This is a genomic window from bacterium (assembly GCA_018814885.1).
Lineage (GTDB): Bacteria > Krumholzibacteriota > Krumholzibacteriia > LZORAL124-64-63 > LZORAL124-64-63 > JAHIYU01.
In genome coordinates this window covers 1-15,789 of sequence record JAHIYU010000110.1, presented here as the reverse complement: position 1 = coordinate 15,789, position 15,789 = coordinate 1, and the positions used below count along the sequence as shown (strand labels likewise).

Annotated in this window: 14 protein-coding genes and 1 tRNA gene; all 15 read left to right on the top strand. The window is 64.6% G+C overall.

Annotated elements, in window-relative coordinates:
- The coding region (gene tuf, locus KJ554_07265) for an elongation factor Tu (protein MBU0742126.1) at positions 1–145 on the top strand (145 nt) is incomplete at its 5' end.
- A gap of 15 nt (positions 146–160) precedes the next feature.
- Positions 161–313 carry a 50S ribosomal protein L33 gene (gene rpmG, locus KJ554_07260; GenBank protein MBU0742125.1) on the top strand — a complete coding sequence of 51 codons (153 nt, stop codon included), beginning with the start codon at positions 161–163 and terminating at the stop codon, positions 311–313.
- Between the two features lie 19 nt (positions 314–332).
- Positions 333–409: transfer RNA gene (locus KJ554_07255), tRNA-Trp, on the top strand.
- Positions 410–436: 27 nt separating this feature from the next.
- Entirely contained in the window at positions 437–628 is a 192-nt protein-coding gene (gene secE, locus KJ554_07250; GenBank protein ID MBU0742124.1) for a preprotein translocase subunit SecE, read from the top strand.
- Positions 629–1,079: 451 nt separating this feature from the next.
- Positions 1,080–1,610, top strand: a complete 531-nt coding sequence (gene nusG, locus KJ554_07245; protein MBU0742123.1) for a transcription termination/antitermination protein NusG — start codon at positions 1,080–1,082, stop codon at positions 1,608–1,610.
- Positions 1,611–1,797: 187 nt separating this feature from the next.
- Positions 1,798–2,220, top strand: coding sequence for a 50S ribosomal protein L11 (gene rplK / locus KJ554_07240; protein MBU0742122.1), 423 nt, complete (start codon positions 1,798–1,800; stop codon positions 2,218–2,220).
- 112 nt (positions 2,221–2,332) lie between these two features.
- On the top strand, positions 2,333–3,025 hold the full coding sequence (rplA, locus tag KJ554_07235; GenBank protein ID MBU0742121.1) for a 50S ribosomal protein L1: 693 nt from the start codon (positions 2,333–2,335) through the stop codon (positions 3,023–3,025).
- A gap of 53 nt (positions 3,026–3,078) precedes the next feature.
- Positions 3,079–3,597 (top strand): 50S ribosomal protein L10, encoded by a 519-nt coding sequence (gene rplJ, locus KJ554_07230; GenBank protein ID MBU0742120.1) that lies wholly within the window; start codon positions 3,079–3,081, stop codon positions 3,595–3,597.
- A 79-nt stretch (positions 3,598–3,676) separates the two neighbouring features.
- Positions 3,677–4,066 carry a 50S ribosomal protein L7/L12 gene (gene rplL / locus KJ554_07225; protein ID MBU0742119.1) on the top strand — a complete coding sequence of 130 codons (390 nt, stop codon included), beginning with the start codon at positions 3,677–3,679 and terminating at the stop codon, positions 4,064–4,066.
- Between the two features lie 124 nt (positions 4,067–4,190).
- Positions 4,191–8,051, top strand: coding sequence for a DNA-directed RNA polymerase subunit beta (rpoB, locus tag KJ554_07220; protein MBU0742118.1), 3,861 nt, complete (start codon positions 4,191–4,193; stop codon positions 8,049–8,051).
- 29 nt (positions 8,052–8,080) lie between these two features.
- Entirely contained in the window at positions 8,081–12,274 is a 4,194-nt protein-coding gene (rpoC, locus tag KJ554_07215; GenBank protein MBU0742117.1) for a DNA-directed RNA polymerase subunit beta', read from the top strand.
- Between the two features lie 188 nt (positions 12,275–12,462).
- Positions 12,463–12,834, top strand: coding sequence for a 30S ribosomal protein S12 (gene rpsL / locus KJ554_07210; GenBank protein ID MBU0742116.1), 372 nt, complete (start codon positions 12,463–12,465; stop codon positions 12,832–12,834).
- A 59-nt stretch (positions 12,835–12,893) separates the two neighbouring features.
- Positions 12,894–13,364: a 30S ribosomal protein S7 gene (gene rpsG / locus KJ554_07205; protein MBU0742115.1), complete on the top strand. Its 471-nt coding sequence runs from the start codon at positions 12,894–12,896 to the stop codon at positions 13,362–13,364.
- Between the two features lie 170 nt (positions 13,365–13,534).
- Positions 13,535–15,628 (top strand): elongation factor G, encoded by a 2,094-nt coding sequence (fusA, locus tag KJ554_07200; GenBank protein ID MBU0742114.1) that lies wholly within the window; start codon positions 13,535–13,537, stop codon positions 15,626–15,628.
- A 27-nt stretch (positions 15,629–15,655) separates the two neighbouring features.
- Positions 15,656–15,789 (top strand): elongation factor Tu (gene tuf, locus KJ554_07195; GenBank protein ID MBU0742113.1); only part of this gene is annotated, 134 nt, incomplete at its 3' end.

Genomic DNA, 15,789 nt, shown 5'->3' with positions numbered 1-15,789 from the left:
GGTTGAGATGGTGATGCCGGGCGACAACATCAAGATGTCGATCGAGCTGATCACGCCGATCGCGATGGAGGAGGGCCTGCGCTTCGCGATCCGCGAGGGCGGCCGCACCGTCGGCGCGGGCGTCGTCGCCAAGATCATCGAATAGCCGAGAGGTGGGGTCATGCCCAGGGATCTGGTGATCCTCGCTTGCAACGAGTGCAAGATGAGGAACTACACGACCAAGAAGAACAAGCGTCTGCATCCCGACAGGGTGGAACACAAGAAATTCTGCCCCAGGTGCAATACGCACACGAAGCATAAGGAAACGCGTTAAGCGTTGAGATCGATCCGGTAGGGGTGTAGCTCAGTTGGCTAGAGCATCGGTCTCCAAAACCGAGGGTCGCGGGTTCAAATCCTGCCACCCCTGCCAGCCGGATCGACGAGGGGAAGCGACAGCATGTTCGCCAGGCTCACGCAGTACCTGAAGGAAACGGGACAGGAGATGCAGCGCGTTTCCTGGCCCACCTGGGCGGAGCTGAAGGAATCGACCACCGTCGTGATCGTCACGGTTGCGCTGGTCACCTTCTTCATCTTCATTGTCGATCAGATTTTGAGCTTCGTACAGAAGAAACTCATTCTGATGACATAGCAGGCGGCTGCTGGCGGTTTTCCGCCCGGGTCATCGGCTGCGTGCATGATGCTACGACGATACAGCCCTCCGGTGAATGGCACCGGCATGGGTGTTTCTTTGTCTTGATCCGGTGGCGCCCGCGCCGCCGGTCCGCATCCGCGGGGAGGAAGCCGTGGCCGACGAAAAAGAGGAGATGCGCGAGGACACGAGGATCGCGGCGTCCGAAGTCGAAGCCCCGGATGGCGCGGAGGCGCCCGAGGACGAGGACCGGCCGCGCGAGGAGGACGTCACCGAGGCCGCGCCCCTCGGCGGCGAGGATCTCTTCGCCTTCGACGACGACGACGAGGCCGACGAAGAGGCCGCTGCACCGGTAATCCCGGAGGCCGATGCCGCCGACGAGAAGGTGGCAGCGGCCGCCGCCCCGTCCTCGCCCGCGGAGGCCCTCGAGGCGGAGAAGCGCGCCAAGGGCATGCGCTGGTACGTGATCCATGCCAACACGGGCCACGAGGACAAGGTCCGGCGCAACATCGAGATGGCCATCAAGGCCAACGACCTGGAAGAGCTGTTCGGCGACATCCTGGTCGCGACCCAGGACGTCACCGAGATGCGCAACGGGAAGCGCACCACGTCGAAGCGGAAGTTCTTCCCGAGCTACGTGCTCGTCGAGATGGTCATGACAAAGGAAACGCAGCACTTCATCAACTCGATCCCCGGCGTCACGCGTTTCATCGGTGGCACCCAGCTGAGGCCGCAGCCGATCTCCTCCGTGGAGGTCGACCGCATCCTGGACCGCACGAACAAGGCCGAGGAGGGCGGCAGCGTGCTGGAGATCCCCTACCAGGTGGGCGACAGCGTGCAGGTGATCGACGGCCCCTTCTCCGACTGGGTGGGGGTCATCAACGAGATCAATCAGGACAAGGGCAAGCTGAAGGTGATGATCTCGATCTTCGGTTCGGAGACGCCGGTCGAACTGGATTTCTTGCAAGTGAAGGAAATCTGACGGCCGTTTCTCCTGCGGCGCGCGGAATGTCTGGTTTCGCCGTCGCGGATCCGCAGGGTATCTCTCGCCCGCGCGGATGTGATCATAGAGTGGGAAGCCTCCGGGCCGCACTGGTGCGCATGTGGACTGCGCGATACCAATCCCGCGGTCACGGAAGGGCTTCCGGGAAAGCAGCAGGAGCAAACGAATGGCCAAGAAAGTCCTCGCTCAGATCAAGTTGCAGATCCAGGCCGGCAAGGCCAATCCCGCCCCTCCGGTGGGACCGGCGCTCGGCCAGCATGGCGTGAGCATCATGGAATTCTGCAACGCGTTCAACGAGCGCACGAAGGAACAGATGGGCCTGGTGATCCCAGCGGTCATCACGATCTATCAGGACCGGAGTTTCTCGTTCATTACCAAGACTCCTCCTGCCTCTATCCTGCTCAAGAAGGCGGCCGGTCTCGAATCCGGCAGCAGTGAGCCGAGCAAGACGGTCTGCGGCAGGGTGACGCCACAGCAGATCCGCGAGATCGCGGAGATGAAGATGGTGGACCTCAACGCCGGGACCATCGAGGCGGCGATGAAGATCATCGCCGGCACAGCTCGCAGCATGGGACTGGAGGTCCGTTAGGGAATCCGGTTCCAGACTGGGAAGACACGGCGTCGGGGCCCGCGCGGCCATCGGCACCGGAGAAGCGGGAGGCGAAAGCCCCTTCGACCCATCACAGTCACAGGGAGTAGAAATGAAGCACGGCAAGACATGGCGGCAGGGCAGGGAGCTGGTCGACAGAACCAGGACCTACGCCCTCGAGGAGGCCCTGTCACTCCTGGAATCCCTGCCCAGGGTGAAGTTCGACGAATCCGTTGACATGGCCGTCAGGCTCAACGTCAACCCCCGGCACGCGGATCAGAACGTGCGCGGGACCGTCGTACTGCCCAAGGGAACGGGCAAGGACGTGCGGGTGCTCGTAATCACCCGCGGCCCCAAGGAACAGGAGGCGCAGGAAGCCGGAGCCGACATGGTGGGAGCCGACGAGTTCCTCGCCAAGATCGACAACGGCTGGACAGACGTGGACGTCATCATCGCCACGCCCGACATGATGGGCGAGCTCGGCAAGCGGGGCCGTATCCTCGGTCCGCGCGGGCTGATGCCCAATCCCAAGGTCGGCACGGTGACGATGGATGTGGACAAGGCGGTCCGAGAGGCCAAGGCCGGTCGCGTGGAGTACCGCGTCGACAAGGCGGGCATCATTCACGTGGCGGTCGGCAAACGATCCTTCAGCACGGACGATCTCCTGGAGAACGTCCGGACGCTGTACAAGGAGCTGATTCGCGTGAAACCGGCTTCGGTAAAGGGCCCGTACGTCGGCTCGGTCTTCATCTCGGGGACCATGACGCCGGGCATACGCGTCGACCACGTCGCCATGAACCGCTAGTAGGCATGCTGGCGCGGCCCCGCGGCCGCGCGGATAGATAAGGAGGGTGCCGCATGGCACGTCCGGAAAAAATCGCCCAGGTCGAGGCGATCGCCGCCCATCTCCAGTCCGCCCAGAGCACAGTTCTGGCCGACTACTCGGGGACCACGGTGGCGCAGATGACCGAATTCCGAGCCAAGTGCAGGGAAAAACACGTCGTCTGCCGGGTGGTGAAGAACCGCCTCGCGAAGATCGCCGCCGACAAGGCGGATTTGCCTCAACTCAAGGAGCATCTCTCGGGCCCGATCGCGCTGATCATGGGACCCGAGAGCCAGGTCGACCCGGCCAGGCTGGTAGTCGACTTCGCCAAGGATGTCGCGACCCTCGAAGTGAGGGGTGGCTTCATGGACGGGGGTTTCCTGTCCCCGGCCCAGGTCGTCGCCTTGTCCTTGATTCCGAGTCGCGACGTACTCTACGCGAAGATGATGGGCAGCATCAACTCGCCGCTCAGCGGCATCGCCTGCGTGACCAGCGGTGTGCTAAGCGCCTTGGCGCGCGCCACAGACGCGGTCGCGAAGCAGAAGGCGTCCTGAGGAGCTCGAGAACGACTCACTCGTTGATCACGAACACTGAGACGCCCGTGGCGGCGTCGACATACAAGGAGAGACGGAAATGTCCGAAGAAATCAAGCTGAGCGAGAACGGTCAGAAGGTGCTGGAGATGATCGAGTCCATGACGGTCCTCGAGGCTGCCGATCTGGTCAAGGCCATGGAGGAGAAGTTCGGCGTGAGCGCCGCCGCTCCCGTGGCCGTCGCGGCCGTGGCCGCCACCGCCGAGGCCGAGGAGGCCAAGGACGAGTTCGACGTCAGGCTGACCGGCGTCGGAGACAAGAAGATCCAGGTCATCAAGGTCGTGCGCGCCATCACCGGGCTGGGCCTGAAGGAAGCGAAGGAGCTCGTCGAGAGCGCGCCCACCAACGTGAAGGAAGGGCTCTCCAAGGACGAGGCCGAGCAGATCAAGGCCAAGCTCGAAGAGGTCGGCGCCATCATCGATCTCAAGTAGTACGCGAGCCTGTATTTGCCCCGTCCGGCCGTGGGGCCGGACGGGGGCGCTCGTGGTGCGCCGCATTCCAGGGCGTTACCGGATGTCGACTATCCCTCCTCTGGTGAGGTACTAGGCCGTGGCTATGAATATCCCCGTCGACAAGTTCACCGGACGCATCAATTACTCCAAGATCCACCGCGACGACCAGATGCCGAACCTGCTGGCCGTCCAGCTCGAATCGTACAACGACTTCCTGCAGACCGATGTGTCCCTCGACAAGCGCAAGAACGTCGGTCTGGAGTCGGTATTCCGGTCCATCTTCCCCATCGAGTCCACGCGCGGGCACCTGGTCGTCGAGTACCAGAGCTATGCCCTGGGCGAGCCCAAGTACGGCATCGAGGAATGCCAGGAACGCGGGCTCACCTTCGCGGCGCCCCTGAAGGTGAAGATGCAGCTCGTGGTCAAGGACGAGGACGATGCCGGTTCCACGGAGGAACTGCAGATACGCGACATCCAGGAGAGCGAGGTCTACCTGGGCGAACTCCCCCTGATCACCGACAAGGGCACCTTTGTCATCAACGGCGCCGAGCGTGTGATCGTCAGCCAGCTCCACCGTTCGCCGGGCGTGTTCTTCAGCGACGAGTTCCATCCCAACGGACGCAAGCTCTTCAAGTCGCGGATCATCCCCTACCGCGGCTCCTGGGTCGAGTTCAGCACGGATATCAACGACATGCTGTTCGTGCACATCGACCGCAAGCGCAAGCAGCCCGTGACGATCCTGCTGCGGGCGCTGGGTTTCAGCTCCAACGAGGACATCATCCCGCTGTTCCACGAGATCGTGACCTTCAACGTGCCTCGCAAGGGCACCAAGCGGGCCGATTCCCTCGAGGGCAGCATCCTCGCCGGCGACGTCTACAGCGCCGAGTCCGGCGAGCGCATCGCCACCGCCGGCCAGGTCATCGATCCGCTGCTGGTGGAGACGATCCTCAGCCAGGCCAAGGGCGAGATGAGCCTCGTCGCGCCGGGCGAGGTGACCCTCAACGAGCCCAGCCTCATCCTGAACACGCTGCGCAAGGACCCGACCACCAACCAGGACGAAGCCCTGCGGCGTCTCTACCAGCTGCTGCGTCCGGGCGATCCGCCCAACGAGGACGTGGCGAAGGCCCTCTTCGAGCGCCTCTTCTTCCACGAGAAGCGCTACGATCTGGCCGAGGTGGGTCGCTACAAGGTGAATCACCGGCTCAAGGAGATGTACGAGGCGGTGAACGTCGACCCCCCGAAACCGTCCGTGACCACGCTGGTGCCGGCCGATTTCCTGGCCATCATCCACGAGATGGTGCGCCTGTTCCTGGGCAAGGGCCTCGTGGACGACATCGACCACTTCGGCAACCGACGCGTGCGTTCGGTGGGCGAGCTGCTGACCAACCAGTTCTCGGTCGGCCTCTCGCGCATGGCCCGGATCATCAAGGAGCGGATGAACCTCTCCGACAAGGAGAAGACCATCACGCCGGTGGATCTGGTCAACGCCCGCACCGTGTCGGCCGTGATCCAGTCCTTCTTCGGCAGCAGCCAGCTCAGCCAGTTCATGGATCAGACCAACCCGCTCAGCGAGCTGACGCACAAGCGGCGCCTCTCGGCCCTCGGTCCCGGCGGCCTGCATCGCGACCGCGCCGGCTTCGAGGTGCGCGACGTCCACTACACCCACTACGGGCGCATGTGCCCCATCGAGACGCCCGAGGGTCCCAACATCGGCCTGATCTCGAGCCTGGCCACGCACGCCCGCATCAACAGTTTCGGCTTCATCGAGACCCCCTATCGCGTGGTGGAGAAGGGGACGGTGTCCGACAAGATCGAGTACCTGACCGCCGACGCCGAGGATCATCACACCATCGCCCAGGCCAACTCCGCGTTGACCGTGAAGGGCAAGTTCGTCAACAAGGGCGTACTCTCGCGTCGCCGGGGCGAGTACCCGGTGGTGGTCCCGACCGAGGTCGACTACATGGACGTCTCTCCCAAGCAGATCGTCTCGGCCGCCGCGTCGCTGATCCCCTTCCTGGAGCACGACGACGCCAACCGCGCCCTGATGGGCTGCAACATGCAGCGCCAGGCCGTGCCCCTGCTGCGGGCCGAGTCGCCCGTGGTCGGCACCGGCATGGAGAAGAAGATCGCCATCGACACCGGCGCCGTGGTCGTCGCCGAGGACGCCGGCGTCATCGAGCGCGTGACGGCCGACACGATCACCGTCATGTACAGCAATCCAGACCGCATCAAGGCCAAGAGCTTCTTCGACGCCAGCGGGATCGTGGAGTACAAGCTCAAGAAGTTCCGCCGCAGCAACCAGGACACCTGCTACAACCAGAAGCCCCTGGTCGTGCCGGGACAGAAGGTCAAGCGGGGAGATGTCCTGGCCGACGGGCCGAGCACCGAGAACGGCGAGTTGGCCCTGGGCCGCAACCTGCTGGTGGCCTTCATGCCCTGGGGCGGCTACAACTTCGAGGACGCGATCCTGGTCTCGCAGAGGCTGGTGCGCGAAGACGTCTTCACCTCGCTGCACATCGAGGAGTTCGAGCTGCAGGTCCGCGACACCAAGCGCGGCGTCGAGGAGGTCACCCGCGAGATCCCCAACGTCGGCGACGAGGCGCTGAAGAACCTGGACGAGAGCGGCATCATCTACATCGGCGCCCAGGTCAAGGCCGGGGACATCCTCGTCGGCAAGGTGACGCCCAAGGGCGAGACCGAGCTGTCGCCCGAGGAGAAGCTCCTGCGCGCGATCTTCGGCGAGAAGGCCGGCGACGTGAAGGACGCATCGCTGAAGGCGTCTCCCGGCATGGACGGCGTGGTCGTCGACATCAAGGTCTTCTCGCGCCAGGACCGCGCCGAGCGCTCCAAGAAGGCCGAGAAGCGCAAGCTGGAGGGCCTGCTGCGCGACCGCGACCGCAAGCGCGAGCTGGTCGAGTACCTGCGCGCCGAGCGTCTGGGCGAGCTGTTCCTGGGCCAGCAGGCCCATCACGTGATCGACGCCAACACCGGCGAGGTGCTGCTCAAGGCGGGCCGCAAGTTCACCAAGAAGATCGTCGAGGATCTCGACTTCTCCTGCGTCCACTGGGGACTGCCCCTGGTCAAGGACACCAAGCAGGACGCCCGCATCCGCGAAGTCTTCGATTCCGCCTACCGCGAGCTGGACCGCATCGATGTCGACTACGAGAAGCAGAGCGAGCGCGTGCAGCGCGGCGACGAGCTGCCCCCCGGGGTCGTGAAGCTGGTCAAGGTCTACGTGGCGCGGCGCCGCAAGCTCTCGGTCGGCGACAAGATGGCCGGCCGCCACGGCAACAAGGGCGTGGTCTCGAAGATCATGGCGGACGAGGACATGCCTCATCTGGCCGACGGCACCCCCGTGGACATCGTGCTCAACCCGCTCGGCGTGCCGAGCCGCATGAACCTCGGGCAGATCCTGGAGACCCACCTCGGCTGGGCCGCCTCCACCGGGGGCTACAAGGTGCAGACCCCCGTCTTCGACGGCGCGACCATCGAAGAGATCAAGGCGGCCCTGAGCGAACAGTCGCTGCCCATCAGCGGCAAGGCGACCCTCTACGACGGCCGCACCGGCGAGCCCTTCGACAAGGAAGTCACCGTCGGCACCATCTACATACTCAAGCTGCATCACCTCGTGGAGGAGAAGATCCACGCCAGGTCGATCGGTCCCTACTCGCTTGTGACGCAGCAGCCCCTGGGCGGCAAGGCCCAGTTCGGCGGCCAGCGCTTCGGCGAGATGGAGGTGTGGGCCCTGGAGGCCTACGGTGCGGCCAATTGCCTGCAGGAGATGCTGACGGTCAAGTCGGACGACGTCACTGGACGCTCCAAGGTGTACGAGGCGATCGTCAAGGGCGAGAACCCCCCCGAGCCGGGCATCCCCGAGTCCTTCAACGTGTTGATGATGGAGCTCAAGAGCCTGTGCCTGGACGTGGATCTCGAGGAAGCTCCCCAGTTGAGCCAAAGCCGCTGACCCCCACGGGGGCGGCGAGGAGGATACCGATGCTGGGATTGAAGACAAGCGACGACCCCAAGCGGACTATCGAACACAACTCGATCGTCATCCAGCTGGCGTCTCCCGATACCATCCGCGACTGGAGCTACGGCGAGGTCACCAAGCCGGAGACGATCAACTACCGGACCTTCAAGCCCGAAAAGGACGGACTCTTCTGCGAGCGCATCTTCGGGCCCGTGAAGGACTGGGAGTGCAACTGCGGCAAGTACAAACGCATACGATTCCGCGGCATCGTCTGCGACAAGTGCGGCGTCGAGGTGACCCAGAGCAAGGTACGACGCGAGCGGCTCGGCCACATCGAGCTGGCCGTGCCCATAGCGCACATCTGGTTCTTCAAGGGCCTGCCGAGCCGCATCGGGCACATGCTCAACATGAAGCTCAAGGATCTCGAGCGCGTACTCTACTACGAGTCCTACGTGGTCATGAACCCGGGCAACACCGACCTTCAGCAGGGCGACATCGTCAGCGAGGAGGAGTGGTGGGATCTCAAGGAGGAGCACCCCGATTGGGAGTCCGAGCTGGAGATGGGCGCCGAAGCGATCCGCACGCTCCTGAGCGCCCTCCACCTGAACGACCTCAGCCAGGAGCTGCGCACCCAGGCCAAGACCGAGACCTCGGTCCAGCGCAAGAAGGCCGTGCTCAAGCGACTGAAGATCGTCGAGGCCTTCCGCCAGTCGAACAACCGACCCGAGTGGATGATCCTCGACTGCCTGCCGGTGCTGCCTCCCGACCTGCGCCCGCTGGTCCCCCTGGACGGCGGCCGCTTCGCCACCAGCGACCTGAACGACCTCTACCGCCGCGTCATCAACCGCAACAACCGGCTCAAGAAGCTGATCGAGATCAAGGCCCCCGGCGTCATCCTGCGCAACGAGAAGCGGATGCTGCAGGAGGCCGTGGACGCCCTGTTCGACAACGGCCGCCGCTCGCGCGCCGTGAAGGGGCAGGGCAACCGGCCCCTGAAATCCCTGAGCGACATGCTCAAGGGCAAGAAGGGCCGCTTCCGCCAGAACCTGCTGGGCAAGCGCGTGGACTACTCCGGCCGATCGGTCATCGTGGTCGGTCCCGAGCTGAAGCTCTACCAGTGCGGTCTGCCCAAGACCATGGCGCTGGAGTTGTTCAAGCCCTTCATCATCCGCAAGCTGGAAGAGGAGGGGTACGTCCAGACCGTCAAGAGCGCCAAGAAGCTCGTGGAGCAGGAGCGCCCGGAAGTCTGGGACATCCTCGAGGAGATCATCAAGGACCACCCGGTGCTGCTTAACCGCGCGCCGACCCTGCACCGCCTGGGCATCCAGGCCTTCGAGCCGGTGCTCGTGGAAGGCAAGGCCATCCGCATCCACCCGCTGGTCTGCACCGCCTTCAACGCGGACTTCGACGGCGACCAGATGGCCGTGCACGTCCCTCTGGGCTACGAGGCCCAGCTCGAGGCGCGCCTGCTCATGCTTTCGCCCAACAACATCCTGTCGCCCGCCAGCGGTTCGCCGATCGCCACGCCCTCGCAGGACATGGTGCTGGGATGCTACTACCTCACCCTCGAACGCCCCGGCGCCAAGGGCGAGGGCAAGGTCTTCGCCGATCCGGCCGATGCCGAGGCCGCCTTCCGCGCCGGCCTGGTGGACAAGCACGCCCTGGTCAAGGTGCGCTTCACGGACCAGGATAGCGGTGCGCGGGAACTGCGCGAGACCACCGTCGGGAGGCTGCTCTTCAACCAGATCATGCCCGAGGGCCTGCCTTACGCCAACCAGCCCTACAACAAGAAGGCCCTGGCCAAGCTCGTGGGAGTGGTGCACACCAAGCACGGCACCACGGGCTGCATGCAGTTCCTGGACCGGCTCAAGGAGCTGGGCTTCCATCACGCCACCGAAGCCGGCATCACCATCGGCATCGACGACATCCTGATACCGGCGGAGAAGCAGAAGATCATCGCCGCGGCCCAGAAGAAGGTCGATGAGATCGTCACCCAGCATCGCAAGGGCATCATCACCAACCGAGAGCGCTACAACAAGGTGATCGACCTCTGGACCCAGGTGTCGGACGAGGTGCGCGACCGCATGTTCGACAATCTCTCCCACGACGATCAGGGCTTCAACCCCGTGTACATGATGAACGCCTCGGGCGCCCGGGGCTCCGCCGACCAGATCAAGCAGCTGGCGGGCATGCGTGGCCTGATGGCCAAGCCCCAGAAGAAGGTCACCGGCGGTTTCGGCGAGATCATCGAGCAGCCGATCCTCTCCAACTTCCGCGAGGGCCTGTCCGTGCTCGAGTACTTCATCTCGACGCACGGCGCGCGCAAGGGTCTGGCTGATACGGCGCTGAAGACGGCGGACGCCGGTTACCTGACGCGCCGCCTGGTCGACGTGTCCCAGGACATCGTGATCACGGAACACGACTGTGGCACCCTGATGGGTCTCGAGATCGCCGCCCTGAAGGAGGGCGAGAAGACCATCGAGCCCCTGCGCGACCGCATCATCGGCCGGACGGCCGCGGAGGACGTCATAGACGAGAAGGGGGATTTCATCTGCGAGGCGGGTGAGATCATCGATGGCGATCTGGCCGAGAACATCGAGGAGGCCGGCGTCGAGACCCTCAAGATCCGCTCGATCCTCACCTGCCGCTCCAAGCGCGGTGTCTGCGCCCTCTGCTACGGCTACAACCTGGCCGAGGATCAGCTGGTGGATATCGGGGAACCGGTCGGCGTGATGGCCGCCCAGTCGATCGGCGAGCCCGGCACACAGCTGACGCTGCGGACGTTCCATATCGGCGGCACGGCGAGCCGCATCGCCGAACAGAACGTCAAGTCGGCGGCCGCCAACGGCAAGGTGGTCTTCAACAACTGCGAACTTGTCACCGACAACGATGGCGGCCGCGTGGCGATCAGCCGCAAGGGCGAGATCAACCTGGTGCTCGATTCGGGCATCACGCGCAGCCACATGAACCTGCCCTACGGCGCCCGGCTGCTGGTCAAGGACAACCAGAAGGTCAAGCAGGGCGATCCCATCTTCGAGTGGGACCCCTACTCCGATTTCATCCTGTCGGAGAAGGTCGGCCTGGTGCAGTACGCGGACATCATCGACGGCGTCTCGCTGTCCGTGGAGCTCGACGAGAAGACTCGGATGAAGCAGCCGGTGATCAAGGAGTCCGCGGACAAATCCCTCCATCCGGCGATCCGCATCGTCTCGGCCAAGACCGGCCGGAAGCTGGCCGAGTACATCCTGCCCACCGGCGCCTTCCTGCTCACCGACGACGGCAAGGAGGTGCGCGTAGGCGACAAGCTGGTCAAGATTCCCCGCGAAGTCTCGCAGACCGGCGACATCACGGGCGGCCTGCCGCGCGTGGCCGAACTCTTCGAGGCCCGCAAGCCGCGCGACGCCGCCGTCGTGACGGAGATCGACGGCGTGGTGCAGTTCATGGGCACCACGCGCGGGTTGCGGCGGCTCATGATCCAGGGTGACGGCGGCCAGGAGAAGGAGTACCTGATCCCGCACGGCAAGCACATCCGGACCTACGAGGGTGAGCGCGTGATCGCGGGTGACCGTCTGACCGAGGGTCCCATCAACCCCATGGACATCCTGGCGGTCAAGGGCGTCAAGGAGGTGCAGTCGTACCTCGTGAACGCCATCCAGGAGGTCTACCGCCTGCAGGGCGTGAAGATCAACGACAAGCACATCGAGGTCGTGGTCTCCCGCATGTTGCAGAAGGTGTTGATCAAGTCCTCCGGCGATACGGAGTACCTCGAGGACATGCAGGTGCCGCGCCAGGAGATCGAGGACGCCAACGCGGAGATCGTGCTCCGCAACAAGGAACTGCGCAAGAAGGGCGAGCCGCTGCTGGAACCGGCCACCTCCGAGCCGCTGCTGCTCGGCATCACCAAGGCCAGCCTGAGCACGGACAGCTTCATCAGCGCCGCGAGCTTCCAGGAGACCACCCGGGTGCTCACCGACGCCGCCACGCGCAGCAAGCGCGACGAGCTGCGCAGTCTCAAGGAGAACGTCATCATGGGCCACCTGATCTCCGCCGGCACGGGACTGAGCAAGTACAAGTCCCTGGCCGTGGAGGACCCGGACCTCGACAGCGAGGATATCCGGATCCAGGAAGCCTATGCGGCCATGGAACTGGCGGCGCAGCAGGCCGAATTGGCGGGCGAGGAAGCCGACGGAGAGGCTTCCGAGATCGCGGCGGGCTGATCTTCCCCCGCGAGATGGATCGGTACGCCGGACGGAACCGGGACCGGACAGGAAAAAGTCTTACCGGGACTTGACATTTGCCTGTCCGGGTTATACCCTTTCGCTTCTGTGCCGGATGCCATGGTGTGCCCGCCGGCGCTGTTTTTGCCCGGTTTTTCGCCGGGCAGGTCAGATCAGGAGAGACGAAATTGCCGACTCTGAATCAGCTTGTGCGCAAGGGCCGCAAGGAGATCAAACCCAAGAGCAAGAGCCCGGCCCTGCAGGGATGCCCGCAGCGCAAGGGAGTTTGCACGCGCGTCTACACCCAGACGCCCAAGAAGCCCAACTCGGCGCTGCGCAAGATCGCCCGCGTGCGGCTGACCAACGGGATAGAGGTCACGGCCTACATCGGCGGCGAGGGGCACAACCTGCAGGAGCACAGCATCGTGCTGGTGCGCGGAGGCCGCGTGAAGGATCTCCCCGGCGTGCGGTATCACATCGTGCGCGGAACGCAGGACGCCTCGAGCGTGGATGCCCGTCGCCAGGCCCGTTCCAAGTACGGAGCCAAGCGTCCGAGGTAAGAGGTCTCATCAGGGTTCACGGAGCGGGGGGAATGTCACCCCGCAAGGAGAGATAGAGCATGGCCAGGCGGAGACGACCCGAAAGGCGACCGATCACCCCCGACCACCGCTTCGGCGATCACGTGGTGACGAAGTTCATCAACTACGTCATGCACGACGGCAAGCGTAGCGTGTCGGAGCGGATGATCTACGACGCTTTCGATATCATCAAGGAGAAGACGGGGCAGGAGGGCATCGAGGTTTTCCGCACCGCCCTGAACAACGTCAAGCCCAGCCTCGAGGTCAAGTCCCGACGCATCGGCGGCGCCACCTACCAGGTGCCCGTCGAGGTGCGTCCGGAGCGTCGACAGATGCTCGCCATGCATTGGGTCATAGGATTCGCCCGGCAGCGTCCGGAGCATACTTTCGCCGAGAGGCTGGCTGCCGAACTGGTTCTGGCCAGCAAGAACGATGGACCGTCTATCAAGAAGCGCGAAGACACACACCGTATGGCTGATGCGAACAAGGCGTTCGCCCACTGCCGTTGGTAAAGGTCCCTCTCGTTCGAGCACGCAGAGCGCTGACGAAAAGGATGATGGCAACATTCGAATAGCCCGTGGCGCCCCGCGGACGGCGGGGCAGTGGCAAAGGCGACGGACAGGTCCGAAGGGGACGACTGTGCGCGTCGGGAGCCTGTGATCCGGGCGACGACGGAGTGAAAGTGGCACGCCGCGTAGAACTGGAGATGATCCGCAACATCGGCATCATGGCCCACATCGATGCCGGTAAGACGACGACGACCGAGCGGATTCTCTACTATACGGGACGGGTGCACATTCCCGGCGAGGTCCACGAGGGCTCGGCCCAGATGGACTTCATGGAGCAGGAACGAGAACGCGGCATCACCATCACGGCCGCCGCGACCACCTGCTTCTGGCGCGACCACCGCGTCAACATCATCGACACCCCGGGCCACGTGGACTTCACCGTGGAGGTGGAGCGCAGCCTGAGGGTACTGGACGGTGCCATCGCGGTGTTCTGCGCGGTGGGTGGGGTCGAGCCCCAGTCGGAGACCGTCTGGCGGCAGGCCGACAAGTACCGGGTCCCGCGTCTGGCGTTCATCAACAAGATGGACCGCGCGGGGGCCGATTTCGACCGGGCCGTGGGGATGATACGGGACAGGCTCGGCTCCAATGCGGTGCCGATCCAGTTGCCGGTGGGCAGCGGGGACAAGTTCCGGGGCGTGGTCGACCTGTTGACCATGACCGCCCGGTTCCCGCACGCCGAGGATCTCGGTGCGAGCTTCGACAACGTCGCCATACCGGCGGAGCTGCGGGAACGGGCGGCACAGGCGCGCGCCTACCTGCTGGAGAAGCTGGCCGAGTTGGACGAGGAGATCATGGAGCTCTACCTCGAGGAGAGGGAGCCCGACCTCGACCAGCTCCTGGCGGGACTGCGCCGCGCCACCATCGGTGCCCAGCTGGTGCCTGTGCTTTGCGGGGCGGCCTTCAAGAACAACGGCGTGCAGAGACTGCTCGACGCCGTAGTGGATTTCCTGCCCTCTCCGCCGGACTTGCCCCCGGTCGAGGGGTGGCGCCCCAAGGATCGGGCGCCGGAGCAGAGGTCGGTGGCCGCAGGCGAGCCCTTCAGTGCCATCGCCTTCAAGATCGTGACGGATCCCTACGTGGGTAGGCTGGCCTACCTGAGGATCTACAGCGGCGGGCTCAAGGCGGGCGGGGTGGTCCTGAACGCCAATACGGGCAAGAAGGAGCGGATCCAGAAGATCCTCCAGATGCACGCCAACAAGCGCGAGCAGGTGGAGGAGGCCACCACCGGGGAGATCGTCGCGGTGGTCGGTTTCAAGCAGATCCGCACGGGCGACACGCTGTGCGCCCTGGAGAGGCCGATCCTCCTGGAGGAGATGCGCTTCCCCGAGCCGGTCATCTTCGTGGCCATCGAGCCCAAGACGAAGGCTGACCAGGTGAAGATGGCCGAGGTCCTCACGGGCCTCACCGACGAGGATCCCACCTTCCAGGTGAAGGAGGATCCGGAGACGGGCCAGACGATCATCAGCGGGATGGGCGAGCTGCACCTGGAGATCATAACCGATCGGATGCAGCGGGAGTTCGGGGTCAGGGCCAACGTCGGCAAGCCCCAGGTCGCCTACCGCGAGACGATCAGCCGGGCGGCGGTCGAGGACTTTCGCCTGGAGCGCCAGGGGGGCGGCAAGGCCCAGTTCGCCCACGTAAAGCTGGCGGTGGAGCCGGCGGAGTACGGCGAGGGACAGACCTTCGCCAGCACGGTGAGCGAGGGGCAGATGCCCCGTGAGTACGTCGCGGCCGTGGAGCAGGCGAGCCTGCAGGCCTGCGGTAGCGGCATCCTGGCCGGTTATCCGCTGGTCGATCTGCGGATCCGGCTCGAGGGCGGCTCTTTCGACGAGGAATTGTCCAGCGAGGTCGCCTTTCGAGCTGCGGGCGCCGAGGCACTGCGCAAGGCGGTCCAGAAAGCCGGTCCGGTCCTGCAGGAGCCGGTGATGAGGGTGGAGGTCGTGGTCCCGGCGGACTATCTGGGCGACGTGACCGGACACCTCAACTCGAAGCGGGGCCGGATAAGCAAGATGGAATCCCGCGGCGACGTCCAGGTCGTGCAGTCGGAGGTGCCCTTGAGCGAGATGTTCGGCTACGCGACCCAGCTGAGGTCGCTGACCCAGGGCCGGGCCACGCACACGATGCAGTTCTCCCGCTACGAGCGGGTGCCGGAGAAGATCGCGACGGAGATCACTCGGCGTTACATGGGCATATGGGATCGTCCCTGACGACGCCCAAGAAGGAGGTAGCCAGCCATGGCTCGCGCTAAGTTTGAGAGGACCAAGGAGCACGTCAACGTAGGCACGATCGGCCACGTGGATCACGGCAAGACGACCTTGACGGCGGCGATAACGGAAGTGCAGGCCAAGAAGGGTTTGGCCGACTACGT